A 26,945-nucleotide genomic window follows, 5' to 3' on the forward strand; every position below is an offset into this window, starting at 1 on the left:
AAAATTAGATATGAACATTTTAGAGTTAAGTGAACAGGAAATTGGCCGTCGCCAAAGCCTACAGGAGTTGCGTGATATGGGCATCAACCCTTATCCTGCAGCAGAATTCCCAGTTAATGCACATAGTACTGAAATTCGTGACGAATTCAAGGAAGACGAGAAGCGCGAAGTAATTATCGCTGGTCGTATGATGTCTCGCCGTGTAATGGGTAAGGCCAGTTTCGTAGAGCTTCAGGATTCTGAGGGTAGAATCCAGGTATACGTTACCCGTGATGACATTTGTCCGGGTGAGGATAAAGACTTATATAATAAGGTTTTCAAGAAACTACTCGATATTGGTGACTTCATCGGTATCAAGGGTTTCGTTTTCAAGACTCAGACTGGTGAGATTTCGGTACATGCTCAGGAGATTACGCTCCTTTCCAAGAGCTTAAAGCCACTCCCAATCGTAAAATATAAAGATGGTGTCGCTTATGACAAATTTGACGACCCAGAGATGCGCGCACGCCAGCGTTATGTAGACCTCGTGGTTAACGATGGTGTAAAGGATACTTTCCTCAAGCGTGCTGTTGTACTTCGCACCATGCGTGCCTTCTTCGATGCTCAGGGCTACACAGAGGTTGAGACCCCTATCCTGCAGTCTATCGCCGGTGGTGCCAGTGCCCGTCCATTCATCACTCATTTTAATGCGCTCAACATCGATATGTACATGCGTATCGCTACCGAGCTTTATCTGAAGCGTCTTATCGTAGGCGGTTTCGATGGTGTATACGAAATCGGTAAAAACTTCAGAAATGAGGGTATGGACAAGAACCACAACCCTGAATTTACTTGTATGGAGCTTTATGTGCCATACAAAGACTATAACTGGATGATGAGCTTCACCGAAAAGTTGCTCGAAACTATCTGTGTGGCTGTCAACGGCAAACCAGAAGTAGAGTATCCTGACGGTAAGGTTATCAGCTATAAGGCACCTTTCCGCCGTCTTCCTATCCTCGAAGCTATTCAGGAGAAGACCGGTTTCGACTGCAACGGCAAGACCGAAGAAGAGATTCGCGAGTTCTGCCTGTCTAAGGGCATGGAAGTAGATGAGACCTTCGGTAAGGGTAAACTTATCGACGAGCTCTTCGGTGAGTTCTGCGAGGGCACCTTCATTCAGCCTACATTCATTACCGACTACCCAGTAGAGATGTCTCCTCTTACGAAGATGCATCGTTCTAAGCCAGGTCTTACCGAGCGTTTCGAGCTTATGATCAATGGTAAGGAGTGTGCTAATGCTTACTCTGAGCTGAACGACCCTATCGACCAGGAAGAGCGTTTCATCGAGCAGATGAAGCTTGCCGACAAGGGTGACGATGAAGCAATGATCATCGACCAGGACTTCCTCCGTGCTTTACAGTATGGTATGCCTCCTACATCAGGTATCGGTATCGGTATCGACCGCTTGACGATGCTCATGACAGGTAAGGAGTACATTCAGGAAGTAATGCTCTTCCCACAGATGAAGCCAGAGGCTAAGATACCTCAGAGTTCTATTAAGGAATGGGCTGAGCTCGGTGTTTCAGAAAACTGGGTTTACGTATTGCGTAAGGCAGGTTTCAACCTTATCAGTGATATTAAGGACGAAAAAGCTCAGGGTCTGCAGCAGAAGATAGGCGAAATCAACAAGAAATATAAACTGGGTTACGACAAACCTAGTGTTGATGATATCCAGAAATGGATAGACCAGGCTGCAAAATAAAGCTACAAACTAAAATCAGTAGTAGTGTTTGACGTAGGAAAAATAGCGATTATCGGAGGTGGCAGTTGGGCAACCGCCATAGCCAAGATAATAGTGGGGCATACTCACCATATCGGTTGGTATATGCGTCGTGACGACCGTATAGAAGACTTTAAGCGTCTGGGCCATAACCCAGCTTATCTGTTGGGTGCACGCTTTAATATAGACGAGATATATTTCTCTTCTGATATCAACACGATAGCCGAGGCCTATGATACCTTAGTATTCGTTACTCCTTCGCCTTATCTGAAGAATCATCTGCGCCGTCTTAAAACTCGCCTGCAAGACAAGTTTATCGTGACGGCCATCAAAGGTATCGTGCCAGATGAAAACTTGGTATGCTCCGAGTATTTTCATCAGGTTTACGATATACCTTATGATAATATAGCCTGCATAGGCGGTCCGTCTCACGCTGAGGAAGTAGCTCTTGAACGACTCTCTTACCTCACCGTGGGATGTCAGGACCAAGAGAAGGCCAAAGCCTTCACCCGTGTATTGGCCAGCGAATATATCAAGACGAAGACATCGGCAGACGTGGTAGGTATCGAGTATTCCTCTGTATTGAAGAATGTATACGCCATAGCAGCCGGTATCTGTAATGGTCTGAAATATGGCGACAACTTCCAGGCAGTGCTCATCAGTAATGCCGTACAGGAAATGAACCGATTCCTCAATACGGTATACGACCTTAAAGAGCGCAACATCTATGATAGCGTATATCTGGGCGACCTGCTCGTAACGGGCTATAGCAACTTTAGCCGTAACCGTACCTTTGGTACCATGATAGGCAAAGGATACTCCGTGAAAAGTGCGCAGATAGAGATGGAAATGATAGCAGAGGGATACTTCGGCACCAAGTGCATGAAGGAGATTAATCGGCACATGCACGTTAATATGCCCATACTTGACGCCGTATACAATATATTATACGAACGTATAAACCCACAAATAGAGATAAAACTTCTAACGGACTCGTTCCGCTGATAAAACCGTAAATAATATGCAAAATATCAACTTAGACATTACAAAGGCTGCACAATTCCTCAGTGAAGGCGCAGTAAAGGCTTATGAGTCAAAGGTAAAAGCAGCACAGGAAGCTCTAGAAAACGGCACCTGCCCTGGTAACGATTTCCTCGGATGGATTCACCTTCCATCAGAGACAACAGAAGCATTCCTCGATGAGGTAGAAGCTACAGCTAAGGTGCTTCGCGAAAAGTGCGAGGTAGTCGTTGTGGCTGGTATCGGTGGTAGCTACCTCGGTGCACGTGCCGTTATCGAGGCCTTGGGCAACTCATTTGCCTGGTTAGTTAATGATAAGAAAAATCCTACTATCGTGTTTGCTGGTAATAACATCGGTGAGGATTATCTCGCTGAACTTACCGATTACCTCAAGGACAAGAAGTTTGGTGTTATCAATATCTCTAAATCTGGTACTACTACCGAGACTGCATTAACATTCCGTCTGCTTAAGAAGCAGTGTGAAGACCAGATAGGCAAGGAAGCAGCTAAAGAGGTTATCGTGGCTGTTACCGATGCTACTAAGGGTGCTGCTCGTGCAGCTGCCGATAAAGAAGGCTACAAGACCTTCGTTATTCCTGATAATGTAGGTGGCCGATTCTCTGTACTTACTCCTGTAGGTCTGCTCCCTATCGCTGTAGCAGGCTTTGATATCAAGGCACTTGTTAAGGGTGCTGCCGATATGGAGAAAGCTACCGCTGTAGATGTACCTTTCGAGCAGAATATCTCTGCACTGTATGCTGCCGTACGTAATGGCCTCTATGCTGAAGCTGGCAAGAAGATAGAGATTGTAGCCAACTTCCAGCCTAAGTTACACTTCATGGCTGAATGGTGGAAACAGCTCTTCGGCGAAAGCGAAGGTAAGGATAATAAAGGTATCTTCCCTGCAGCTTGCGATTTTACGACCGACCTCCACTCTATGGGTCAGTGGATTCAGCAGGGCGAACGCTCTATCTTCGAGACGGTAATCTCTGTAGAGCAGCCTAACAAGAAACTTCTCTTCCCTCACGATGATGAAAATCTCGATGGCTTGAACTTCCTCGAAGGCAAGCGTGTAGACGAAGTTAACAAGATGGCCGAACTCGGTACTCGCTTGGCTCATGTCGATGGTGGCGTACCTAACATCCGTATCAGCATGCCTGAACTCAACGAGTATTATCTGGGTCAGCTTATCTATTTCTTCGAAAAGGCTTGTGGTATCAGCGGTCAGTTGCTCGAGGTTAACGCCTTCAACCAGCCTGGTGTAGAAGCTTACAAGAAGAATATGTTCGCACTCCTCAACAAACCTGGTTACGAGGCTGACAGTAAAGCCATTCAGGAGCGTTTAGCACAAGAAAAATAATGTTTGAAAAAGAAATTAAAACTTACATAGAAAGACACGGCTTTGAGGCATTTACCCCCAAGGCCGTTCTTTTTGATATGGATGGTGTGCTCTATAACAGCATGCCTAATCATGCCGTAGCCTGGCAGAAATCGATGACCGACTATGGTATCCACATGACGGCCGACGATGCCTATGCCACCGAGGGTGCGCGCGGTGTCGATACGATACGCTACATGGTAAAACAGCAGAAGCATCAGGAGATTAGCATGGAGAAGGCGCAGGAGATGTACGACCTGAAAACACGCTATTTCCACGAGATGCCTACAGCGCCTATCTTTGACGGTGTATACGACCTGATGCGCCAAATTAAGGCTTCCGGACTTACGATCGGCATTGTCACGGGCAGTGGTCAGCGTCCGCTTATCAAGCGACTGCTCGATAACTTCGGCGAATTTCTGGATGAAGACCATATCGTTACAGCTTACGATGTGCAACGGGGCAAACCGTATCCCGACCCTTACCAGATGGGACTGGCCAAGGCGGGCAACCTAAAACCGTGGGAAGGTATCGTAGTAGAGAATGCTCCACTCGGTGTACGTGCGGGTGTGGCTGCTGATATCTTCACGATAGCCATCAACAGTGGTCCGCTGGCCGACGAGGTACTTCTACGTGAGGGTGCCAACATTCTTTTCCAAAAGATATCCGAACTATCCCTGCACTGGAGCAAGCTTATGGCTGCAGCAGGAAAATAAATACTGTATCAAGAGGTGCAAGGTATGCATAACAGCAACTTTGCACTTTTTTTTGATTGCCAAAATACTTTTATTTCATCCCCTTCCAACGCACTGCAATGGGCGACAGAACACAACGGTATATACCACCGATGGTGACCTTTTTGCCATCTTTATTTGATTTTTTACTATTCGTCAATAGCGGATATATCCTCCTGCCTAAGCAGGATCATTAGCCGTGACAGCCTGCACGCAGGCTATACAAATCATCATTTACAGCGAAATTTTACAGCCGTAAATTTTACAGCCATAAAATTTCAAGTACATTTTATCGGAATTTTACCCTAATCAATTCATATGAAATGCTGATTTTAGCCAAAACGTTTGTGATATTAAATAAAATCATCTACCTTTGTGTCGAAATGTTACAGCCATAAAATTTACAGCCATAAAATTATGAAGAAATTCTATGATAGAGTACGCGAAATGAACGAGCTTAGGGAATTGCAACGCCAGGCGTACAACGATTATTCACGATTTGTGGTACTCACGGGCAGAAGACGCGTGGGTAAGACCAGTCTTGTGTATCGACTAATGAGTGAGACACAGGATGATGCGCCAGGACTGTATTTCTTCGTTGGCAGAAAGACGGAAACCGTTCTTGTCAGAACCTTTGTGCAGGAGGTGCGCGAAAAACTCGGCGAGTTTGTTCCTGATGGGATGAGTTCGTTTCGTGAACTCTTTCAGATGATACTGGAGATAGGAAAACGCAGACATTTCACTCTTTTTATCGATGAGTTTCAGGAGTTTGACAACATCAATGCTGGCGTCTTCAGCGACATACAAGAATTATGGGACGCATACAAGAAGCAGACCAATGTATGCCTGATCGTGTCTGGCTCTATCTTCCGCATGATGGAGAAGATTTTCAAAGACGAAGAGCAGCCGCTCTTTGGCAGAGATGACTGCACTATCAAGCTAAAGCCTTTCAATACAGAGACCATCAAAGAAATACTTGGTGACTACAAGCCTGACTACACTTCGGAAGACCTTCTGGCTCTCTGGACCATCACTGGCGGTGTGGCTCGCTATATTGAGTTGCTTATGAACAACGGTTGCACAAATGTGAAGAAGATGATTCACTACGTCTGTTCAAGTGGCGACAGCTACTTTGTGGATGAAGGCAAGAAGATACTCATCCAGGAGTTCGGCAAGCAGTATGGCACGTATTTCAGCATCCTCGACCAGATAGCTCACGGCGATGTTACACAAAGCGAGATTGAGGGGGCACTTGGGATGAAAAGCCTCGGCGGACAGATGAAAATCCTGGAGGAGAAATACGGTATAATCAAGAAAAAACGACCGATAGGCGCTAAAGAAGGCAGCCAGACGGTGCGCTATGAGATACAGGACAACTTCTTCCGTTTCTGGTTTCGCTACATCAATAGATACGCTGCTCTCATCGAACTACAGAACATGCCAGCATTGGAGCGCATTATGACCGACGACTATACCACTTTCTCTGGCATAGCCCTGGAACGCTGGTTCCGTCAGAAGATGATGGAGAGTTGTCGATACAAGCAGATTGGCGGTTGGTGGCAGCCGAAAGGCGTCAACTCCAAGGGCGACAAGGATGACTTCGAGATTGACATTGTGGCCGAAACGCTTGATGGCAACGTTGAAGCCTATGAAGTGAAACGTAATCCAAAGAAGTACTCCCCTGCCCGACTGGAAGAAAAAGTCACTGAAATGAAACGACACTTATTCCGTGGCAAAGAAGTCACAAAGAGAGGCTTATCTATGGAGGATATGTAACATGGCGGAAAGGGCTACGTTCAGGATGCAGAATTACTCAGAAAATGAACAAATCTCATTTATGGAATTATCAGCAAGTATAAATACACGATGGAAAAAAATCTATTTACAGACAAAATCGCCCGTGAACTGGGATTAGCCGCTCAGGGCGTAGATAATACTATCGCACTGCTCGACGAAGGTTGCACCATACCGTTTATTTCCCGATACCGTAAGGAGCGCACGGGGAATATGGACGAGGTGCAGATAGCTCACATCGCCGAAATGCTCGCCAAACTGAAGGAGCTGGCTAAGCGCAAGGAGACGATTCTGAAATCGATAGACGATCAGGGTAAACTTACCGATGAACTGAAGAAGCGTATTGATGCTACTTGGGAATCGAGTGAGCTCGAAGATATCTATCTCCCTTACAAGCCTAAGCGCAGAACGCGTGCCCAGATTGCCCGAGAACTGGGACTTGAACCGCTCGCTATGATGATTATGCTTAATCAGGTAAGAGACGTGGAAGGGTCTGCCCTGCGATTTGTCAAGGGCGACGTAAAGAGCGTAGATGATGCCATTAAGGGGGCTGAGGATATCATCGCCGAAATGGTCAGCGAAGACGAACGGGTTCGACAGAATGTGCGCTCTGTTTATCGACGTGAAGCGACGATTACGTCTAAGGTTGTCGCCAAGATGAAGGACGACGAGAAAGCCCAGAAGTACAGCGATTACTTCGACTGGAGCGAACCGCTGAAACGCTGTACCTCTCATCGACTGCTCGCTATGCGCCGAGGTGAAAACGAAGGTATTCTGCGCGTTACTATCGCTGCCGATGATGAAGAATGTACCAATCGTATCAAGCGAAACTATCAATATAATAAGTATATTAACGAGGCTATCGACGACGCCTTTAAGCGGCTCATCAAGCCTTCCATGGAGACCGAATTTGCCGGTCTGAGCAAAGAGAAGGCCGATGAGGAAGCTATCCATGTGTTTACGGAGAACCTTCGACAGCTACTCCTTGCCGCTCCGCTGGGTCAAAAGCGTGTGCTGGGTGTAGACCCGGGTATCCGTACGGGCTGCAAGATAGTATGTATCGATGCTCAGGGCAATCTGCTCCATCATGAGGTGGCTCATATCGCCAACCAGCGCGACACGGCCGAACGACAGCTCGTCAAGCTTGTCAACGACTATAAGCTCGAGGCTATCGCTATCGGTAACGGAACGTATTCGCGCGAGGCGTCTGACTTTATACATGGACTGCATTTCGACCACGAGGTGCAGATCTTTGTGGTGTCTGAAGATGGTGCTTCGGTGTATTCAGCCTCGGAGACTGCCCGTGAGGAGTTTCCCGACCAGGATGTTACGGTGCGTGGTGCCGTGAGTATCGCCCGACGACTGATGGACCCGCTGGCCGAACTGGTGAAAATTGACCCTAAGAGTATCGGTGTGGGACAGTATCAGCACGATGTAGACCAGAGTGCGCTCAAGAAATCGCTCGACACGACCGTGGAGCTCTGTGTAAACTCGGTAGGTGTCAACCTGAATACAGCCAGCAAGCACCTGCTTACGTATGTCAGCGGTCTCGGTCCTGCGTTAGCCCAGAATATCGTGAATTATCGTAAGGAGAATGGTGCCTTTACCTCTCGTGCCCAACTGAAGAAGGTGCCTCGCCTCGGTCCGTCGGCTTATGAGCAGTGTGCCGGATTCCTCCGTATACCTGAGGCTAAGAACCCGCTCGATAACTCGGCTGTGCATCCGGAGAGTTACAAGGTGGTAGAGCAGATGGCCAAAGACTGCGGCTGCAAGGTTATCGACCTGATGAAGAATGCCGACTTGCGCAAGAAGATTGATATCAGGCGATATGTTACCGATAGCGTGGGTATGCCTACCCTGCTGGATATCATGAAGGAGCTGGAAAAACCGGGACTCGACCCACGTGATAAGATAGAGGTATTCGAATTTGATAAGAATGTGCATACCCCGGAAGACCTTATCCCGGGCATGGAACTGCCTGGTATCGTGACCAACATTACCAATTTTGGTGCCTTCGTCGATGTAGGTGTACACCAGGACGGACTGGTTCACATCAGTCAACTGGCCGATAAGTATATCTCAGACCCTGCCGAGGTGGTAAAGCTGCATCAGCATGTACGCGTAAAAGTGCTCGAAGTAGACTTGCGCAGACATCGCATCAGCCTCACCATGAAAGGATTATAAAAATATTAGGGCAATAACATAGAAGTTGACCCAAATATCTAAAAAAAAATGAGCAGCCAATCATCACGGTTGCTCATTTCATTATATCAAATTCTGTTTCAGATATTGTTTTATTGTTTCTCTTATAATGGCTTTTATCTTCTTTTCTTGTTCTGTGACTATTCGGCCATTTTCCATTGCCTCATGGACTATAACAAGTGTTTCTCCATTCTGTTGAATTGTCTTGGTATATGAGAACATTAACGAGCCAACTCTTAAAACCAACATTTTGTCTCTTCTCCAAGCAAATGGTGCTGAATTTACAGATGAGGCATTGACGTTTGCTACTGAACTTTCTAATTTTTCAAATGCACTTATTATTTGTCCATACATATTTGGTATACGTCCTTTGTATGCAATACCAATCAGGAATATTCTATTGACTACATTTCTAACATCATCACTAACTATTACCATTACCTTCTATTGATTTCCTCATGTCTTCCAATGTCATGTAGCCATTTGATAGATACCAATTAACGTCTACCTCATAATCAGAAAACTTATTTTCAGTTAGCAATTGAGAATCCATAAATTCACTATGCTCAACAACCTTAGTTTTACCTTCTTTATTAATCAAGTGTACTTTCTTACCCATATGATTCTATCTTTATAATTCTACAATAAATATCCTTATTTGCGTAAAATATACATAAAAAAACTGATAAAAACAAATCTTCGTGATATTTGTTAGAAAAATAACGAATTAATACGTATTATAATATGAATAAGAAAATGATTAGATTAACAGAATCAGACCTTCATAGAATAGTGAAGGAATCTGTGAATAGAGTGATTAAAGAAGGAGTTGAATTTAGTAGTGAAGACCCTCAAGAAGAATGGATGTATTATCAAAACAAATTACAACAAGAATTTGATGAACTTGGGATAATGGTTCTGAACAAAATACCTAGAAACGACCCTGATAGACAAATAATTCAAAGGTATATTAGTATGATTCAAACACATTTACATACTTTAGAAAATTAAGCAGCCATCAGTCCAACTCTAATCTCAGACCATTTCATAACAAGTCCAATGGACTTATCAAACATATGGGCGAATCTTGCTGATTCGCTCATTTTTCTTGTGTTCCAACGATACACAGCCTCGTCAATATACTGCTGTAAATGCTCATCAGATACATCGTGATAGCAACCCACAATCATACGTCTGAAGTGACTCCAAAAACCCTCAATGCTGTTGGTGAATATGTCACCATTGGCATATTCCTCAGCACCGTGAGCAACCACAGCGTGAGTATAACCTAACTCTGCAAGACCATTATAGGCTGAAAGTTCATCTGTGATGACTCTTGAACCATCAGCAACGAATTGCTGAATAATGGGCTGCAATGTAGCCCTATTCGTGTTCTCCACAACGAATGCGTGAACATAGGTGATGTTCTCAATTTCACCCTTCTCATTCTCAAAGGTGCTACACTCCATCATACCGAAGACAGGTGTCTTGGTCTTTGTTGAGCGACCTTGTGTCTTGGGTGTGCGCATTGACTTGTGCTTCCACTTTTCCTTACCACCGATGTATACCTCATCACACTCTACAGTACCATCAAATACCTCTGCATCACTCTGAGGGTAGAGAAGACGCACCTTCTGCAACATATACCAAGCTGTGTTCTGAGTCATTTCAATGTTCATTGCAAGCTGATATGATGAAATACCCTTCTTATGAGAAGATATAAAGTACATAGCCAAAAACCACTTGATGAGTGGCAACTTGGTATTCTCGAAGATAGTACCAACAAGGCAAGAGAAGTTCCTTCTGCAAGTCTTGCAACGGAACTTACCGTCCTTGCGAACAACGCAATGATGACCACCACAATAGGGGCATACAACGTCACCATCAGACCAACGTGACTGGATGATGGCTTGCTTGCACTTCTCGTCAGATGTGAAATACGAGGTGAGTGAGATAACGCTGTTGAACTTTTTGAAATCTATCATAACACTTGGAGTTTTTTATTAAACTATAATACAAATATAGGATTTTTCAAGTACCAAGTGTTTGTTCTTATACATATAAATGGACAATGTAAAGGTATCATTTTTACAAAGTAAAAATGGATATGTCAGATATATGACCAAAAACTAATACAAAAATAATTCCTCGAAATCACGAGGATTCCAAGGAATTATTAAAAAGTTGGGTCAACTTCTATGTTATTGCCAATATTAGAGCCCTAAATAATAGGGCTCTAACTGTATATTATAGGATATATCGGAGTGTATATGCTATATATATAGTAAATAACACTCTATCATTTTACAATGACTAAAAAACCTATGTTGTAACTTCTCTGCACGCCCGATAGCAACCGTCAACCTACACTAGTACGTTAGTGCGAAAAGTGCGAATAAACAAAAAAGAAGCAATCTATATCATTAAAAGATTGCTTCTTCCCTTTTTTCATGGCTTCTCATTTTTACGGCTTGAGTATTTTACTACTCCCCCGCTCTCTCATGGCTTCATTATTAGATTGGCTTCTCAAGGCCTACAGCTTCTTCATTCGCATGGATTGATTTCGAAGCGCAGATCAGAACTCCTTACCATCGTCGTTTGAAGAGCTTCCGCCAGTTGAGCCACCAGTTGAACCACCTGCATTACCACCAGCAGTAGAACCACCTGCGGTTGAGCCGCCGCCCGCATGCGTATTGCCACTCTGCGCGCCACCTGCAGCCAGACTGCTCACTACCATACTTGCCCGGCGAACGGTGGCATCGAGCGTAAGACTCGAATTACGAAGATCGCCCGTGGCACGCGCTCTGAGCTTTACATTAGCGATATTGTTGGCAGCAGAGAAATCCTCCTCCTTAGCCGAACCCTCACGATTCTTGATGCCACATGAGAAGATGGCCAAATCGTCGATTTTCACGTTCTTGCCAGCCAATATCTGCTCCTTGATACACTTCACCATAGACTTGAGCACACCCAGGCACATCGCCTCTGAAAAACCACTGTTGTGCTGCTCCATATGCTTGGCCAGAGCTGCCAGGTCCATGGTCTCCTCTACTACCGGATAAGCATAGTACTTACCGAATGCTGAACTCTTCTTGTTCTTGTTTTGCTTAAGAATATACTTTATCATCACTTATATATTTATAGATAAAACATTGCCGATTAAGCTATTGCCAGGAAGCCTGTCTTCGGGGCGCCAGCCGCATCGTATAAACCACTCTGATTTACATAGGCAAAGATACGACATCGGCAGAGTACAGACATACGAAACCATACGATGCTAACCGATAGCGGAGCTTATAGCGAGAAACGTTACGGTTCGCCTAAGTAATCCGTGATCATCGCCACCTCTTTAGGTGTAAAATACTTGGCCGTCTTTACATATCCGCCAGCCTCGAGTTTCGACCGAAGCTCCTTACAGCGGGTAATCCAGGCCATGAGATGGTTCAGGGCGATGTGTCCACTGCTGGCATCGGGAAAATAGAGCAGTGCCAGCTCACTCTTGCCGTATGCTCTTACGGCGAAATTAGTATCATGTTTACAGTTCATATCCATCATAGTTAGTCATCGTTAGTATTATCGTTATCGCTCACTGCCGGCTTGTTATAGACGCCTCGCTTAACGGGATCAATGATACGGTATACATTGCAGAATTTGCTCAGCATACGCTGGGCTGTACGCTGAGATATCTGTAAATGCTTAGCCGTATCGATCGCGTCAGCCGTAGAAAAATCTCCTTCAGGCAGTGCCTTGTATAATCGCAGTTCGTCAGCCGATAACTTCTTGCCATGCAGTGCAAACGGATTGTCATCCTCCTTGGCCATGACGGCATATACTCGGGCCGTATGGTTGACAAGACATTCCACGATAGTCTTGACCGTGCGAAAATCGCGATTATCGCATATCAGCGCATTCTCGTCGTCACGGAAAATTTCATGGTCGGTAGAAGGGCCAAAACTGGCTTCCCACTCTGATAATCGACGAAGCGTGGTGAGAATCATGGCATAGCGGAAACTCTCCAGCGCAATACGAAATACGAAAGCGCGAATACCCTTACCCTGCATGCCATACTGCTCTACAAGCAAGGTCTGATAGTTGCGAAGGAAATCTCTCTGCTGAGCAGCACTTAGCATAAACTGGATAGGATGGTCTGCCCGACTCTGCAGGGCATGGTATAAAGGCAGAAGCTTATCGCCCAACTGCTTATAGGTATCCTCTAACGGCGATTCGCGCAGGGCAAACACATCGTGAAAACTTACCTCTTCATCGGGCAGATTATAGAAGAGGAAACGGGAGCCTAAACCGTTCTCAAACGAAGGGAAGAGCGATGGCAACTGTCCTGGCGTGCAGGTAAGAAAGATGCTTAGTCTCGGTTCGTCGATATCGATATGCAACTTTTCGGTTACACGGTTCATAGACAGAGTCTCGTGATGATGAGCCTTTCGCATCAGGTCGGAATAGTTACCATAATCACTGTCTATCATACTCGATACGGTATCGGCCTCGGTTTCGAACATCAGGCCCCAACCGCCGTTGGCATCCAGAGCACGATACACAGCCGAAGAACTGCTGTTGCCCGGAACGAACGGGTCTCTATACACCGGTTCGCGGGGAGCATCGCCACGGTCTTTCTTACTCTTGCTCTCCCATTCAGCCATCGCCTGGTCATACTTGCTTTTTTCGGCATCATACGCACTGCGCATCTCCTTTTTCACCTGATAGGCCAGTTCCTTGTTAAACATCAGATTACCCTTGCCGTTGCCGGCGCCCGAATAGATAATATTATAGAGCGGTGCATAGACGCGGTGACCGTCGTAAATGCCATATACTCCACTACGATGTTCGGGCGTGCCGTTGGCACCACCCATCAATCCACTGACTACATTAAGCGCACCTAATATCATGGCATCGCATTTCTCGGGTTCGTCATGATGCAGGTCGTAAATGGCGCCGGTGATATCGTCTAAATTATCACGCTTCAACTTGTCTGAGAAGGTAAAACCGATAGGAGTCTTCGCATGAGTTTGCGCCACTTGCGCCATCGTGCCACGTGGCACTTGCTCTTCTAAAGTACCTAAAATAGTACTTTTTTCTACTTTTCCCATCCTTTTGGCACTTGGCACATTGGCGCTAATGGCATTAACCTGATGTGTTTTCATCTGTTCTCGCGCCACTTGACTCAGGTCGATGCCAGCCTCTTTAGCCATCTGGAAGAAGGTATTGACGGTTATACCCTGGCCACGCCCATGCAGACAGTTGGTATACTGCCTGTCGCACTCGGCGGTATCGTATTCGTCATTAAGCCGACTGAGTTGATGATAGATTTCCCGACCGTCTTCGCCCAGACCATCGGCCAGGGCAAACCCCAGTTTGAGCCAGTTATTATAACCGGCGGTGATATCGATTCCCCGGTCTACGAGCTGTCGGGCCACTTCTTGTATTTCAGCCTGCCTGTCAACCTCATCACAGTTATAAGCAGCCGTAGATTTTGAGAACGAATTTACCGAAGAACGTGGCGTAATCGATTTACTTACCTCATCGGCTTTATTAGCCCAATATATTGGGTCGAAAGCCTCAGCTGAAAAATTTATATTTATCTGATTCATTTCTTTTATTGAATTTTTTAAATTAGTTGATTGAGTATTCGAAGCAGCTGATTGAGTATTCGAAGCAGTTGATTGACTACTCGAAGCAGTTATTTGATTGTTCGAAGCAGTTGATTGAGTATCCAAAGCTCTTGCTTGACTATTCAAAGCACTTGCTTGAGTATCCCAAGCTCTTGCTTGACTATTCAAATCAGTTATTTGATTGTTCGAAGCACTTGCTTGACTACTCGAAACACTTGCTTGATTATCCAATTCAGTTGATTGAGTATTCGAAGCAGTTGATTGAGTATCCCAAGCTCTTGCTTGAGTATTCGAAGCAGTTGATTGAGTATCCAAAGCTCTTGCTTGACTATTCAAATCAGTTATTTGATTGTTCGAAGCAGTTGATTGAGTATTCGAAGCTGTTGTCCGACTATCCAAAGCACTTGTCTGAAAGGTTTCCATATTCGCATTTGGAAAATTTTCTGTCATATTATTTTGTGTTTTCACTGTTTTAATTTCTTTCATTTTCATAAAAATTAAAAGGGACAAATGTCCGGATGATTAGTAAAAATAGTAGGATTCACATAACAGAGGCTATCGTGTGGCAGAAAGCAGGCACGCGATACATTGATACACTTGTCGTCAACTTCGAGCTGATAGGTATCACGCACATATTTTTGCACCGATTTAAACCAAGTCTTATGGTCGCACATAGCGAGACTTATCTCGATAACCCACTTGAGTCCTTCTCCACTTGGCGATGTAAAGAGCAGCCAGGTAGTAAAATGCCTGTCGGTTATCAGTTGCTGCTTTAGCTTTTGCAACGCCAAGCTATCGGCATGTCCATAGCTCTGTTTACCCTCCTCACTACAGCCTACATGGTCGAAATCGAGACAAAGCAGACCGCTATGCTCCACCAGACAGTCGTCGCTGCGATAATTGAATGTACCCGAAAAGGTAACAAAGTCGAAATGGCTGGCTTTATACTGACGCACATCTTTATCCGTAGCTGTGCCCCGCTTCACGTTAGCGATAATTTCTCGTAAAGCCTGCGTACAGGCCATAGCTTTTTTGTTAAGGGTAATATAGCTGTACACCTCTGCTATATCCATCACCTTAGCACTCCGCACCGTCTGTGCGGGTGCTTTATAAAACTGAAAATTATTCATTTTCGTTTTTAATTAATAATAAGTCTTATCGTCTGTGAAGCGGTTTTGGATGCAGAGCTCAAGTTCTCAAGCTTCATTGTCAGAATGAGACATCTGCACCGCGGGTAAGCATGGGTACGACGAACGATACTTAGCTACCTTTCGAATTCAAAGGTATAAACAAATCGATAAGCGACAAAGAAAAAATTTGGAACAAAAAAAAGGGCTATAGAGCTGCTAAAATGACTGATTTGTAACAGATTAGCTCAACATTTAGATTACAAATAAACTGCAAATCCAAAAGGTTACACAAGATTTGGAACGATACCTATACTTCATTCCAAAAGTTATAAACATTTGTAACAAAAGATAGAAACATTTGTAACAACATGGTTAGATTTGGCATAAAAAAAAGATTGGCCTACCATAGCCAATCCATATGTTATATAAGATTTGATAAAAATTTCCAAATGTTGATATCAGATAGCAACAGAAGTTTGATGATGTTGCGGATGTGGTTGTATTTTGGTACCATCTACCGCCATATATATTCTATTCAACGACGCTTGAAAATCTTTATATTCCTCATCCGAGAAATTATTTTTTGCACTATTCACTGAACTAGATCCTACACATTTATAATTACCATGATACTCCACATTAAAATATTCTTCTATAAATTTTTTTTCTTTACCGGTAGCCGTAATCCTGCACCACTTCATAAACATGGCTACATATTTCGCTTTAAGTTTTTTCTTTTTCTTATTATTATCTAAATACCCACCAGGATTTAACTCATCAAAATGAGCAATCAAGAAACGGACTTTTTTTACGAATTCAGGATTATCTCCCCAAAGCAGAGTTTCAATACCTGTCAAGCCATCCTGACGTCCCTCTGAAATAGCGGTCACAATAGCATGAATCTTAAAACTTTCTTCATCAACAGTATGGTAATTAGCACGGATAAATTCTTGTAGCGATTTCGCATGAGCCTTACTTTTTGCAAGTTCATCCTTGTTAAGGATATCATTAGAAATTAATTTGAATAGATCTTTAGGTAAATTTTGTGTTGCTTTATCTCGATCTGCATCGTAAATATACTTTAACATCACATCATCATTACGTACCATATTTTCTTGCTTTATCGCATCATAAGAAGCGAGCAAACCCCTATGCAAACAAGAAAAGAAATCTTCCATGGCGTCACACAGTTCTGAAACACAATCATCATACACTTCCATTCCGAATAACTGATGGATTTGCAATTTATGATTAAGTTGTGAATGTGCAAAAGCCGAAGGTTTAACCCTTTTTCCATCTTTTACAGGCTCATGTTTCCTATTTGTTAAACAAAATCGCTTATATAGTTTTTTAGTGCCCGAAATATTCTGTCGCATTTTATTAAGCAGGATAGTTACTATATCAAAGCATTTATTGTTTTTCGTAGCGTAAGTAAATGGAAATTTCTTTGAGAATACTTCCAGCGCAAGCACTTCCTTCTCTAATTTATACTGATTTTCTCGAATATGAAAAGTTAAAGCTTTTACATCTTCTACCGTATATAATTTGGTACTAACAGCATGGAGTACGTTTTCTTTTTCAAAATTTCCTGCCTCTTCGATAAGCATTTTAAGAGTATCATAATCCTTGTCTACTGCTGTAGAATATTGCATATGATTTTATTTCCCTCCCTCCAAAAAAATTACATTAAATTAATAATATTGTAAAAAATCTCTTATTGTGAAGCTTCTGAACAGCTCACAAACACATATTGTGGTTTCAAAAATCTGTTATGTAAAAATTGAATTCATAAAATTTTCTTTTGTTTTTTTTATTTTTTTTCACAACATAGCAAAGGTACCAAAAATAAATCAATCGAACAATAGTATTATTGAAAAATTAATCTACCCACATCTGTTAAAAAAAGATAATATTAAAAACAAAACATAATTAGCTGATAATTAGAAATATTACAAATGTTTATTTTTCCCTTAATATGTAGAAATAGTAATATATTAAGCTGTAATATTAGACTATAAGAACATCATGTATATACATATAGTGCGGCTGATATGAAGCTTTAAAAACATAATTGTGTACCTTTGCACTATGATTACAAGATTATTACACTTTTTAGATGCTTCGCCAGTTAACTTTCTGGCAGCAAGCAACATCGCTTCTTCGCTCGAAAAGGCGGGTTATCGCCGTATCAATCCGTGTGAGGCTATCGGTGAGGTTAAGCCGGGCGATAAACTCTTTGTTACTAAAAACGATTCTTCGGTTTATGCGTTTCATATCGGACGTAAAACGATGGCTGATGCGGGCTTTCGTATGATTTGTGCGCATTGCGATTCGCCTACTTTCCGTATCAAACCGAATGCCGAGATGCTCTGCGAGGGCGGTATCGTGAAACTGAATACGGAGGTGTATGGGGGGCCGATTATGGCTACCTGGTTCGACCGTCCGCTGACTATCGCCGGCAGGGTCATTGTCAAGGGTGATGATGCGTTCAGCCCGAAGACGCTGCTGCTCCATGTGAAGCGACCACTGCTGCAAATCAGTAATCTGGCCATACACTTTAACCGACAGGTGAACGATGGCGTAAAACTGAGCCGGCAGAAGGATATGTTGCCTATTCTGGGTATCGTTACCGATGAACTGGAACGGGGGAATATGCTGCTCCAGGTTATCTGCAGCGAACTGGGTATCGTGGCGCAGGATATACTCGACTTCGATCTCTATCTGGCTGATGCTACCCCTGCCTGTACTTTCGGTGCACACGATGAACTGATATCATCGGGCAGACTCGATGACTTGTCGATGTGTTATGCGGGGCTTGAGGCTATGATTAATACCGATACGACTGATACGACCAAAGTGCTGGCTATCTTCGATAATGAGGAGACGGGGTCGCAGACCAAACAGGGTGCTGCAAGTCCTTTCCTGGCGATGATGCTCAAGCGTATCGCTATGGCGCAGAGTGGTACTGAGGAGGCTTTCTATCAGGCCGTGGAGCGTGCTTTCATGGTTTCTGCCGACAATGCGCACGCCTGGCACCCTAACTATAGCGAGAAGTACGACCCTACCAACCACCCTGTACTGGGCGGCGGACCGGTTATCAAGTTTAATGCAGCCCAGAAGTATGCGAGCGATGCCGTGTCGGCTGCAGTCTTTGCTCAGATCTGCGACGAGGCGGGCGTGCCATGTCAGCGATTCGTAAACCATTCTGATGTGCCGGGCGGCAGTACGCTGGGCAATATTCTGGCATCGTCTATACCGCTGAGAGGTGTGGATATGGGTAATGCGATACTAGCCATGCACAGTTGTCGGGAAACGGGGAGCGTGGCCGACCATATCTATACGGTGAAGGCTTTCACACAGTTTTTTGCACACTAGCCTTGTGTACGCGGATAGAGAGATATGCGGAATAAAAGAGTATAGCGATAATAAAGGCTATCAAGATGATTAACGATATCCACTGAGGTAACACTTGTGGTACCATAAGCAGACTGACAGAAGCGAAGAGGAACACGATAAGATGATTAATCACGTAAAGTGAATCGGCCGTTATTCGCTTCTGTTCTGCGTTCATCTTGTCATAGGATAGCAAACCGATGTGTAAGTGGGGCTGCGGATGGCGGGCTAAGCTGAGCAGCAAGACTGAGGTTAACGTGCCAACACCTGCAAACACCCAGAGCATATAGGCTGGTGCCGGATGATAATGTTCCTGCATCAGGATGGCTCCGGCGGGTACTTCGTCGGTGGTGTGGTCGTAAAGGTAAGACACAAACATCCAGAGAAAGATAAGTAAGGCTATGCCTTGAAACAGGCGGTTGTACTTGTTGTTAGCTGTCGTTTCGTTCGTAGAAGTATTCATTTTTTTCGCTTTTTATATATAAAACATTAGACTTTTTTTTTCATGAGATTCGTTGGATTATTATAGAAGCCAGCGGATTAGTTCATAGAAGTATTTGACTATTATATAGGCTTGCAGATATTTTGTAATCCATTAGGCTATTACATAAACACTTTCAGCCTACCTTTTATAGGTCTCATTAGTATCCTCTTTTGCCCTCTGTATATTCTCAAGCTTGGTCTAAGACTATTAAGCCATTTGCCAAAATGAATGAAGACTTTGGCCTAAAATAGTTTAGCCATTAGCCTAAGATATATTAACCATGGGTCAAAGATAGTAAATAAATATAAATTATGAAGCACCATACCCAAAAATCTTTGTATCTTTGCAGCCATATATGATTAATTACGAGGAATTAAAAGATAAAAAGATAGCGGTACTGCTCTCTGGTGGTGTCGATAGTTCAGTTGTAGTTTACGAATTCGCAAGCCATGGGCTGCATCCTGACTGCTTTTATATTAAGATAGGTCCGGAGGAACAGGAGGAATGGGACTGCAATTCGGAAGAAGACTTGGAAATGGCTACTGCCGTGGCTGCTCGCTTCGGGTGTAAACTGCAAGTTATCGACTGCCACAAAGAATACTGGAATCAGGTTACCAAATATACGATGGATAAAGTCAAATCGGGCTTTACCCCTAATCCTGACGTGATGTGCAACAGACTCATCAAGTTTGGTGCCTTCGACGAGAAGATGGGGCACAACTATGATCTTATCGCTACGGGCCACTATGCCCAGACCGAGATGATCGACGGTAAGAAGTGGCTCGTTACTAGTCCTGACCCGGTAAAAGACCAGACCGACTTCCTGGCACAGATATACCAATGGCAGCTCAAGAAAGCAATTTTCCCTATCGGTCATCATATCAAGGACGAGATACGAGAAATCGCTGAGCGTGAGCATCTTATCAATGCCAAGCGTAAGGATAGTCAGGGTATCTGCTTCTTGGGCAATATCGACTATAATGAGTATGTGCGCCGATATCTGGGCGAAAAGAAAGGTAACGTTATCGAGCTCGAAACGGGTAAGAAGATAGGTGAGCACAAGGGCTTATGGTTTCATACCATCGGACAGCGTAAGGGACTTGGCTTAGGCGGTGGTCCGTGGTTTGTGGTGAAGAAGGATATCGAGAAAAATATACTCTACGTAAGTCATGGATACGACCCTGAGACGGCTTACAAACAGGACTTCAAGATACACGATTTCGACTTCCTCACAGAGGGTATCACGGAGTTACCTGCACGGGTAACCTTCAAGATTCGCCATACTCCGGAATATCACCCTGCTTCGGTAGAGGTAAACGGCGATGGTACCTTTACCATTCATAGTGACGAGAAGATACACGGTGTGGCTCCAGGCCAATTCTGCGTGATATACGATGAGCAACATCATCGCTGCTATGGTTCTGGCGAAATCACGCTATAATCTATAGCCTCAACTTTTTCTGAGGATAACCAGGATTACGGCAGAGAGTATCAAAACGATGCCGATAGCAAGGCGAAGGGTGAAAACCTCGTGAAAGAGCGATACACTGATAACGACTGCTGTAACGGGCTCCAATGCTCCCATGATGGCCGACGGTGTACTGCCGATGTTCTTAATGGCAATGGTCATAAAGAAAAGGCTCAACACGGTAGGCAATAAGCCCAACTGGATGCCACATGCCCACTGCAAAGGACCATGGAGCAGTTGCAAGGGATAGCCTCCCAATAACATAAAGGCGATAACGGATAACCACCCGAACAAGACGACATAAAAGGTAAACTTTAATGGCGACAGACTAATCTTGAGCTGATTAACGGATACGATGTATATCGCATACAAGAGCGACGAGAGTAAGACCAGCGTCATGCCTGCAGCACTCAGCGTTACGCCGTTGCCACCCCGATAAAGCAAGGCTATACCGCTGACGGCAAGCGTGATAGAGAGCATTGTGGTCCACGATAGGCGCTCGTGATAAAAGAGCACCATGAGCACTGCCGTCATGATGGGATAAGAGAAGAGTATCGTGGAAGCTACTCCGGCATCCATATAGAGAAAACTCAAATAGAGGGCGATAGAGGAAAAAGCAAACATAACACCAAGTACTGCCAGCTTGATAGCATATCCCCGCTTGATAGCAAAGCTCTCCTTGCTCATGATCATCCATAAGGCAAAAAGGATAGAGGCAAAACCATAACGATAAAACAAGACACTACCCGAATTAATACCGGATTCGTACAAAGGAAGTGTTCCCAACGGATTGGTACCATAAAATATGGCTGCCAGTATGCCTGCTATAAAACCTTTTACTGTAGAATTCATATTATAAAAGTTATTCTCTCTCCTTAAAAAAGGAGTTGTTCTCTCTTAAAAAAGTTATCCCATCTCTTCAAGAAGCTGTTTCCTGCTAAAAAGCTGTTTCTTGCTAAGAAGCTGTTCTCATTCTTAATAGGACATGCAAAAGTATAAATTCTTTTCGACATAATGATAGTGGCCCGACAAAATAATCATTTTTTGAGCCTCTCGTCTCAGAAAAAAGTCGTACATTTGCTTTATACTTTTATAAAACAACTATGGAACAAATTAAAAACGACAAACTGACTGTTACCGTTGCTCCTCATGGAGCAGAACTGCAGAGTATCAAAGATGCTAATGGCAAAGAATATCTTTGGGATGGCGATGAGAAGTATTGGAATCGTCACTCTCCTATCCTTTTCCCTATCGTGTGTGGTCTATGGAAAGACACTTATCGCATTAATGGTAAGGAGTTTAACTTAGGTCGTCATGGTTTTGCCCGCGATACCGACTTTACCTTAGTAGCTCAGGGCGCTGATCGCGTAACTTACGCTCTCCATGATAACGAAGAGACATTCAAAGATTATCCATATCACTTTAACCTGGCTATCAGCTATCGTCTGGAAGCTAACAAGATACACGTCGTATGGCATGTAGAAAATACTGACAGCAAGACTATCTATTTCCAGATTGGTGGTCACCCTGCATTCCTCGTACCTGGTGCCAAGAAGGGTGAAGAATTAAAGGGTAAGCTGCGCTTTAACGATGCTACCCCTAAGCGTCTGTATGGCAATGTAGGTGGTTGTATCACTCCAGGCTATCACGATGTAGAAACTAAAGATGGCATTTGGGAATTTACCGAAGACAGTTTTGCCGACGATGCTGTTATCTTTGATCACAGTCAGCTGAACCATATCGAACTTCTTGACGAAAACGACAAGCCTGCTGTAACGCTCGACATCAAGACACCAGCAGTAGGTCTTTGGAGCCCTACAGGCAAGCATGCTCCATTTATTTGCATCGAGCCTTGGTATGGTATTCACGACTGGGCTGAGTATGATGGCGAATTCAAAGATAAATATCTGATGAATCAGTTGCTTCCAGGCGCAAGTTTCATGAGTGAATATACCATCACTATCGGTGAATAAGCTTGAGTATCAAGATATTATATAGAAAAAAAGGAGGTCATATCAAAAAAAGATATGACCTCTTATATTTTTTCCTTTATTTTTCTTCCTCGCTCATTGGGAAGAGACCATAGAGCTCACTGTCTATACTGTCTGCTATGGTATTAAAATCTTTCGGGTTACTTTCGAAATCTATGTTATCACCATCTATGATAAGCAGCTTTCCCTTATACCCCTTAATCCAATTTTCATATCTGTCGTTAAGACCCTTCAGGTAATCGATACGCATGCTCTGTTCGAAGTCGCGCCCACGCTTCTCGATATGACCTATTAAGGTAGGAATACTACTACGAATATAAATCATGAGATCGGGCAGATTAACCAATGATATCATTAAGTCGAAGAGATCACTATAGTTGGCAAAGTCACGATCGCTCATCATACCCATATCGTGAAGATTAGGTGCAAATATGCAGGCATCCTCAAAGATGGTTCGGTCTTGGATAATGGTATCCTTAGACTTTGAAATCTCTACCACATCCTTAAATCGCTGATTGAGAAAATAGATCTGAAGGTTGAATGACCAACGATTCATATCACCATAAAAATCATCGAGGTAAGGATTATTGGCAACTGGTTCGAAATGTGGCTGCCAGCCGAAACGCTTGGCGAGCATCTTAGTCAGGGTAGTTTTGCCACTACCGATATTTCCAGCTATAGCTATATGCATGATAGATATCTTGTTGTTTTTTTTCTATTTAATGTTGAAAATCTTATTTCTTATTATTATTAAATAAGCCAAAGAGGCGGGCATCTATTTTGTCGATGATATCACCCAAATCTTTTTTGTTTTTGAGGAAGTCGATGTGGTCTACATCTACGATAAGTGCATCACCCTTATATTTATGGAATACAAAATCCTCATAGCGATCATTAAGATTCTGGAGGTATTCTAAAGGCATAGCCTGCTCATAGTCTCGGCCGCGCTTCTCGATATTAGCAACCAGATGAGGTACAGAAGCACGAAGATAAATCATCAGGTCGGGTTGTTTAGCAATCATCATCATCGATTCAAAAAGACCGATATACGTTTCAAAATCACGATCACTCATGTGCCCCATTTCCTTGTTGGTCGTTGCAAAGACATGCACGCCTTCATAGATACTGCGGTCTTGGACAATGGTCTTGTCGGAACGGTTGATAGCCAAAAGATCACGGAAACGTTGCTTCAAAAAGAATATTTCCATATTGAAAGACCAACGGGGAATATCCTTATAATAATCTGAGAGATAAGGATTGTTTTCGACTGATTCGAAACGTGGCGTCCAACCATAATGTTGAGCCAGAAGTTTGGTCAGTGTCGTCTTGCCACTGCCGATATTTCCTGCAATTACGATATGCACTTTTAAGATTGCTTTTAATTTTCGGTTGCGAAGGTAGCTATTTTTTTCGGTTCTGACAAATAAATTATTTATTAATAAAATATGGATTTTATACTTATGGGGACATCGCCAAAAAAAAAGGAACCTGTCATAAACGGGTTCCCTTTAGTCCTACGGCTTTAGCCTGAAGGCTGAATTGGGCTGACTTAGGTTGCAACACCACGATACATTTGCCATGAAAGGTGGTTCGCTTGGTGTCTTTAAATCGCTCCATAGAGGTTTGCTGACCATTGTCTACTCCTACGATTTCTGCTCCTTGTGCCTCGAAATAGATGAGACGGTCTGCATTGGTTACCACCGTGCCCTGGGCGTCGGTGATATCAGCCTCAACATATACGAGATGCTTTACATCGCCAGAGGCACGTGCGTTCTCCTTTCGGCCGTCATAATCTACCTTGAGTCTTATCTCACTTGGCAAGCCCGGAGTGTTATGTGTCTCCTGACCTATCACTTTACCATTCTTTCGGGCTACTACCTTCACTTCGCCAGGTTCGTACACTACTCGCCACATCGCATGATATTCGTGTTCGGCCTTGTTTCTTATACCCTGGCTTTTGCCATTCACAAAGAGTTCTACCTCATCGGCCTGATTGTAATAGCACCACATATCTATCGTCTGGCCTTCTATCCAGTTCCAATAAGGAAACAGATGGAGCACAGGCTTGTCGGTCCACTCACTCTGATACATATAATATACATCCTTCGGGAAACCTGCCAGGTCTACGATGCCGAAATAACTGCTGCGGGCAGGAAAACCATACGGAGTAGGTTCGCCGATATAGTCGAAACCGGTCCATATAAACTGTCCGGATACATAAGGGGTATGCTTCACGATATCCCAAGTCTGCTCATGGGTAGAGCTCCACGATGCATGCATGTTATCGTATGCACTGCACATAAACGAGGGGTCGGTATAAGGCAGCCACCACTCTACCGGTGCCTGATAGATACTGTCGGACGGCATCATGTAATAATCGCGCGACTGCAATGCACTGACACTCTCACTCAAGAGGAAGGGCTTTCCCGGAAAATGCTTAGGTACATCTTTGATCCATTGATGGTGGTAATTGAAACCGATAATATCGAGGGCTCCGCTCTTAAAGAGGTGGTTATTGGGCGCCGGCTCATTACATCCTGCTGTTATCGGCCGTGTAGTATCCAGTCGGCGTACGATATTCGCTAAATGCTGCGTAAGGAGGGCATTGGGGGTCATCTCTTTGCCATTGGCCAGAAGCGACTGGTCGTGACCGGCATTGAGTATAAGATTAGCTTGCTCCAAGGTGAGTGTATCGGCATCGGCCGACGACCACTGTTCGAGTACTTCATTGCCGATACTCCACATGATAATACAAGGGTGATTACGGTCGCGCTTCACCATATCTGCCAAATCTCGCTCATGCCAGTCATCAAAGAAACGGGCATAATCGTTCTTGGTCTTCTTGCGACGCCACATATCAAAGCTCTCATCTGCTACCAGTAGTCCCATACTGTCGCACATGGCTAAGAGTTCTGGCGAAGGGGGATTATGACTGCATCGTATGGCATTGGCTCCCATACGCTTCATCTTCTGCAATTCACGATGCAGGGCGTCTTCATTTAGGGCTGCTCCCAGACACCCTAAATCATGATGCAGGCAGACACCATTGATCTTGATGTTCTTGCCGTTAAGCCAGTAGCCGGTCTTGGCATCAAACTTGCTATCGCGGAAGCCTGTCTGTGTGGTCACCTCGTCTATCACTTGCCTGCCTACGATAAGTTGTGATTTTACCTGATAGAGGTATGGATGGTCTATAGACCAGAGATGTGGATGCTTTACTCTTAACTTCTGGGTAGTGGCTTTCTGTTCTTGTTGAGTCACGACTTTACCCGAAGCATCATAGATGACATGGCGGATAACCGGACGTACTCCCTCACGGGCTTCGTCTGCTACGCTGACATCTACGACGACCTCTCCCTTGGGCGTGGTCTGCACATGCACCCCCCAATGTGAAATATGCAAAGAGGAAGTGGACCTAAGCCATACATGGCGGTAGATGCCACAACCGCTGTACCATCGGCTATTGGGCTGGTCGCTGTTGTCTACACGCACAGCCACTACATTATCGCCACCCCTATTGAGATAAGGTGTGATATCGTATTCGAAAGAGCTGTAACCATACGGACGGGTTCCCATCTGATGACCATTTATCCATACGGTGGAATTCATATAGACACCGTCAAACTCCAGAAAATATCGCTGCGTGCCTACCGCCGGTATACTGAAATGCTTACGATACCATCCCACTCCACCCGGTAAGGCTCCGCCACTGGCACCCGACTTGTTTTCGGCATGGAAATCGCCTTCTATCGCCCAGTCGTGTGGCAAGGCGAGTTTACGCCAATAGCCATCGTGATAACCGGTTTGCGACATCTGGACTGAATCGCCCAAAACAAAAAGCCAGTCGTTATCAAACAGCTGGCATGTCCGTGCCTGTAACTCTGAAGATACGACCAGGGACATGATGATAGATAAGAATGCTTTCTTCATACTTGCCTGTTTTTTCGGTGTGGTAATGCTTGTTACCT

23 protein-coding genes are annotated in these 26,945 nt (G+C 44.2%); 10 read left to right on the top strand and 13 right to left on the bottom strand.

Annotated features, from left to right (window positions below):
* The first annotated feature begins 10 nt into the window (after window positions 1-10).
* The 6 genes from lysS (at window position 11) to L6471_RS11200 (ending at window position 8,869) form a co-directional block, all read left to right on the top strand.
* Window positions 11-1,741 carry a lysine--tRNA ligase gene (gene lysS / locus L6471_RS11175; RefSeq protein ID WP_006282270.1) on the top strand — a complete coding sequence of 577 codons (1,731 nt, stop codon included), beginning with the start codon at window positions 11-13 and terminating at the stop codon, window positions 1,739-1,741.
* Between the two features lie 24 nt (window positions 1,742-1,765).
* Window positions 1,766-2,764 (top strand): NAD(P)H-dependent glycerol-3-phosphate dehydrogenase, encoded by a 999-nt coding sequence (locus tag L6471_RS11180; RefSeq protein WP_074549598.1) that lies wholly within the window; start codon window positions 1,766-1,768, stop codon window positions 2,762-2,764.
* A gap of 16 nt (window positions 2,765-2,780) precedes the next feature.
* The gene (locus tag L6471_RS11185) at window positions 2,781-4,139 is read left to right on the top strand and encodes a glucose-6-phosphate isomerase (RefSeq protein WP_006282268.1); all 1,359 of its coding nucleotides are present in this window, start codon (window positions 2,781-2,783) and stop codon (window positions 4,137-4,139) included.
* Window positions 4,139-4,873, top strand: a complete 735-nt coding sequence (locus L6471_RS11190) for an HAD family hydrolase (RefSeq protein WP_006282267.1) — start codon at window positions 4,139-4,141, stop codon at window positions 4,871-4,873. Before L6471_RS11185 ends, L6471_RS11190 begins: the two co-directional genes overlap by 1 nt.
* Window positions 4,874-5,308: 435 nt before the next feature.
* Window positions 5,309-6,667, top strand: coding sequence for an ATP-binding protein (locus L6471_RS11195; protein WP_074549600.1), 1,359 nt, complete (start codon window positions 5,309-5,311; stop codon window positions 6,665-6,667).
* A 90-nt stretch (window positions 6,668-6,757) separates the two neighbouring features.
* Window positions 6,758-8,869, top strand: coding sequence for a Tex family protein (locus tag L6471_RS11200; protein ID WP_237797344.1), 2,112 nt, complete (start codon window positions 6,758-6,760; stop codon window positions 8,867-8,869).
* Window positions 8,870-8,950: 81 nt separating this feature from the next.
* Here L6471_RS11200 and L6471_RS11205 read toward each other — a convergent pair whose 3' ends face one another.
* Together L6471_RS11205 and L6471_RS11210 are read right to left on the bottom strand one after the other, a co-directional pair.
* Complete coding sequence (locus tag L6471_RS11205; protein WP_237797345.1) at window positions 8,951-9,325, bottom strand: hypothetical protein; 375 nt, start codon at window positions 9,323-9,325, stop codon at window positions 8,951-8,953.
* Window positions 9,312-9,506 (bottom strand): hypothetical protein, encoded by a 195-nt coding sequence (locus L6471_RS11210; RefSeq protein ID WP_027453627.1) that lies wholly within the window; start codon window positions 9,504-9,506, stop codon window positions 9,312-9,314. The genes L6471_RS11205 and L6471_RS11210 overlap by 14 nt, the downstream gene beginning before the upstream one ends.
* Before the next feature lie 125 nt (window positions 9,507-9,631).
* Here L6471_RS11210 and L6471_RS11215 point away from each other — a divergent pair, with 125 nt between their 5' ends.
* Window positions 9,632-9,898, top strand: coding sequence for a hypothetical protein (locus tag L6471_RS11215; RefSeq protein ID WP_237797346.1), 267 nt, complete (start codon window positions 9,632-9,634; stop codon window positions 9,896-9,898).
* On the opposite strand, the gene L6471_RS11220 is transcribed toward L6471_RS11215, so the two are convergent.
* The 6 genes from L6471_RS11220 to L6471_RS11245 form a co-directional block, all read right to left on the bottom strand.
* Window positions 9,895-10,872 (bottom strand): IS1595 family transposase, encoded by a 978-nt coding sequence (locus L6471_RS11220; protein ID WP_237797347.1) that lies wholly within the window; start codon window positions 10,870-10,872, stop codon window positions 9,895-9,897. The genes L6471_RS11215 and L6471_RS11220 overlap by 4 nt on opposite strands.
* 590 nt (window positions 10,873-11,462) lie before the next feature.
* The gene (locus L6471_RS11225) at window positions 11,463-12,014 is read right to left on the bottom strand and encodes an HU family DNA-binding protein (protein WP_237797348.1); all 552 of its coding nucleotides are present in this window, start codon (window positions 12,012-12,014) and stop codon (window positions 11,463-11,465) included.
* A 182-nt stretch (window positions 12,015-12,196) separates the two neighbouring features.
* Window positions 12,197-12,442: a DUF4248 domain-containing protein gene (locus L6471_RS11230; protein WP_237797349.1), complete on the bottom strand. Its 246-nt coding sequence runs from the start codon at window positions 12,440-12,442 to the stop codon at window positions 12,197-12,199.
* 2 nt (window positions 12,443-12,444) lie between these two features.
* A complete protein-coding gene (locus tag L6471_RS11235; RefSeq protein ID WP_237797350.1) occupies window positions 12,445-14,997 on the bottom strand; it encodes a DUF3987 domain-containing protein in 2,553 nt (850 codons plus the stop codon).
* Window positions 14,998-15,008: 11 nt separating this feature from the next.
* The gene (locus L6471_RS11240) at window positions 15,009-15,641 is read right to left on the bottom strand and encodes a BT4734/BF3469 family protein (RefSeq protein ID WP_237797351.1); all 633 of its coding nucleotides are present in this window, start codon (window positions 15,639-15,641) and stop codon (window positions 15,009-15,011) included.
* A 458-nt stretch (window positions 15,642-16,099) separates the two neighbouring features.
* Window positions 16,100-17,293 carry a hypothetical protein gene (locus L6471_RS11245; protein WP_237797352.1) on the bottom strand — a complete coding sequence of 398 codons (1,194 nt, stop codon included), beginning with the start codon at window positions 17,291-17,293 and terminating at the stop codon, window positions 16,100-16,102.
* 436 nt (window positions 17,294-17,729) lie between these two features.
* Here L6471_RS11245 and L6471_RS11250 point away from each other — a divergent pair, with 436 nt between their 5' ends.
* The gene (locus L6471_RS11250) at window positions 17,730-19,016 is read left to right on the top strand and encodes a M18 family aminopeptidase (protein WP_006282258.1); all 1,287 of its coding nucleotides are present in this window, start codon (window positions 17,730-17,732) and stop codon (window positions 19,014-19,016) included.
* On the opposite strand, the gene L6471_RS11255 is transcribed toward L6471_RS11250, so the two are convergent.
* A complete protein-coding gene (locus L6471_RS11255) occupies window positions 18,994-19,353 on the bottom strand; it encodes a hypothetical protein (protein ID WP_237797353.1) in 360 nt (119 codons plus the stop codon). The two genes, L6471_RS11250 and L6471_RS11255, sit on opposite strands and share 23 nt — an antisense overlap.
* Before the next feature lie 523 nt (window positions 19,354-19,876).
* Between L6471_RS11255 and mnmA the strand changes: the two genes are divergently transcribed.
* Window positions 19,877-20,959, top strand: coding sequence for a tRNA 2-thiouridine(34) synthase MnmA (mnmA, locus tag L6471_RS11260; protein ID WP_237797737.1), 1,083 nt, complete (start codon window positions 19,877-19,879; stop codon window positions 20,957-20,959).
* Window positions 20,960-20,968: 9 nt separating this feature from the next.
* Here mnmA and L6471_RS11265 read toward each other — a convergent pair whose 3' ends face one another.
* Window positions 20,969-21,838 (bottom strand): DMT family transporter, encoded by an 870-nt coding sequence (locus tag L6471_RS11265; protein WP_237797354.1) that lies wholly within the window; start codon window positions 21,836-21,838, stop codon window positions 20,969-20,971.
* A gap of 251 nt (window positions 21,839-22,089) precedes the next feature.
* Here L6471_RS11265 and L6471_RS11270 point away from each other — a divergent pair, with 251 nt between their 5' ends.
* Window positions 22,090-22,959, top strand: coding sequence for an aldose 1-epimerase family protein (locus tag L6471_RS11270; RefSeq protein WP_006282254.1), 870 nt, complete (start codon window positions 22,090-22,092; stop codon window positions 22,957-22,959).
* Between the two features lie 76 nt (window positions 22,960-23,035).
* On the opposite strand, the gene L6471_RS11275 is transcribed toward L6471_RS11270, so the two are convergent.
* From L6471_RS11275 to L6471_RS11285, 3 genes are all read right to left on the bottom strand, one after another.
* Window positions 23,036-23,668, bottom strand: coding sequence for a deoxynucleoside kinase (locus L6471_RS11275; protein WP_006282253.1), 633 nt, complete (start codon window positions 23,666-23,668; stop codon window positions 23,036-23,038).
* Window positions 23,669-23,711: 43 nt separating this feature from the next.
* Window positions 23,712-24,341, bottom strand: coding sequence for a deoxynucleoside kinase (locus L6471_RS11280; RefSeq protein WP_237797355.1), 630 nt, complete (start codon window positions 24,339-24,341; stop codon window positions 23,712-23,714).
* Window positions 24,342-24,468: 127 nt separating this feature from the next.
* Window positions 24,469-26,907, bottom strand: coding sequence for a glycoside hydrolase family 2 TIM barrel-domain containing protein (locus tag L6471_RS11285; RefSeq protein WP_237797356.1), 2,439 nt, complete (start codon window positions 26,905-26,907; stop codon window positions 24,469-24,471).
* Window positions 26,908-26,945: the final 38 nt, after the last annotated feature.

The organism is Segatella bryantii, from assembly GCF_022024215.1.
Classification (GTDB): Bacteria; Bacteroidota; Bacteroidia; order Bacteroidales; family Bacteroidaceae; genus Prevotella; species Prevotella bryantii.

Bases quoted from the DNA above. Each gene is read 5' to 3' on its own strand.
- lysS (WP_006282270.1), top strand. From the start codon at position 11: ATGAACATTTTAGAGTTAAGTGAACAGGAAATTGGCCGTCGCCAAAGC.
- L6471_RS11185 (WP_006282268.1), top strand. From the start codon at position 2,781: ATGCAAAATATCAACTTAGACATTACAAAGGCTGCACAATTCCTCAGT.
- L6471_RS11190 (WP_006282267.1), top strand. From the start codon at position 4,139: ATGTTTGAAAAAGAAATTAAAACTTACATAGAAAGACACGGCTTTGAG.
- L6471_RS11195 (WP_074549600.1), top strand. From the start codon at position 5,309: ATGAAGAAATTCTATGATAGAGTACGCGAAATGAACGAGCTTAGGGAA.
- L6471_RS11200 (WP_237797344.1), top strand. From the start codon at position 6,758: ATGGAAAAAAATCTATTTACAGACAAAATCGCCCGTGAACTGGGATTA.
- L6471_RS11205 (WP_237797345.1), bottom strand. From the start codon at position 9,325: ATGGTAATAGTTAGTGATGATGTTAGAAATGTAGTCAATAGAATATTC.
- L6471_RS11210 (WP_027453627.1), bottom strand. From the start codon at position 9,506: ATGGGTAAGAAAGTACACTTGATTAATAAAGAAGGTAAAACTAAGGTT.
- L6471_RS11215 (WP_237797346.1), top strand. From the start codon at position 9,632: ATGAATAAGAAAATGATTAGATTAACAGAATCAGACCTTCATAGAATA.
- L6471_RS11220 (WP_237797347.1), bottom strand. From the start codon at position 10,872: ATGATAGATTTCAAAAAGTTCAACAGCGTTATCTCACTCACCTCGTAT.
- L6471_RS11225 (WP_237797348.1), bottom strand. From the start codon at position 12,014: ATGATAAAGTATATTCTTAAGCAAAACAAGAACAAGAAGAGTTCAGCA.
- L6471_RS11230 (WP_237797349.1), bottom strand. From the start codon at position 12,442: ATGATGGATATGAACTGTAAACATGATACTAATTTCGCCGTAAGAGCA.
- L6471_RS11235 (WP_237797350.1), bottom strand. From the start codon at position 14,997: ATGAAAGAAATTAAAACAGTGAAAACACAAAATAATATGACAGAAAAT.
- L6471_RS11240 (WP_237797351.1), bottom strand. From the start codon at position 15,641: ATGAATAATTTTCAGTTTTATAAAGCACCCGCACAGACGGTGCGGAGT.
- L6471_RS11245 (WP_237797352.1), bottom strand. From the start codon at position 17,293: ATGCAATATTCTACAGCAGTAGACAAGGATTATGATACTCTTAAAATG.
- L6471_RS11250 (WP_006282258.1), top strand. From the start codon at position 17,730: ATGATTACAAGATTATTACACTTTTTAGATGCTTCGCCAGTTAACTTT.
- L6471_RS11255 (WP_237797353.1), bottom strand. From the start codon at position 19,353: ATGCAGGAACATTATCATCCGGCACCAGCCTATATGCTCTGGGTGTTT.
- L6471_RS11265 (WP_237797354.1), bottom strand. From the start codon at position 21,838: ATGAATTCTACAGTAAAAGGTTTTATAGCAGGCATACTGGCAGCCATA.
- L6471_RS11270 (WP_006282254.1), top strand. From the start codon at position 22,090: ATGGAACAAATTAAAAACGACAAACTGACTGTTACCGTTGCTCCTCAT.
- L6471_RS11275 (WP_006282253.1), bottom strand. From the start codon at position 23,668: ATGCATATAGCTATAGCTGGAAATATCGGTAGTGGCAAAACTACCCTG.
- L6471_RS11285 (WP_237797356.1), bottom strand. From the start codon at position 26,907: ATGAAGAAAGCATTCTTATCTATCATCATGTCCCTGGTCGTATCTTCA.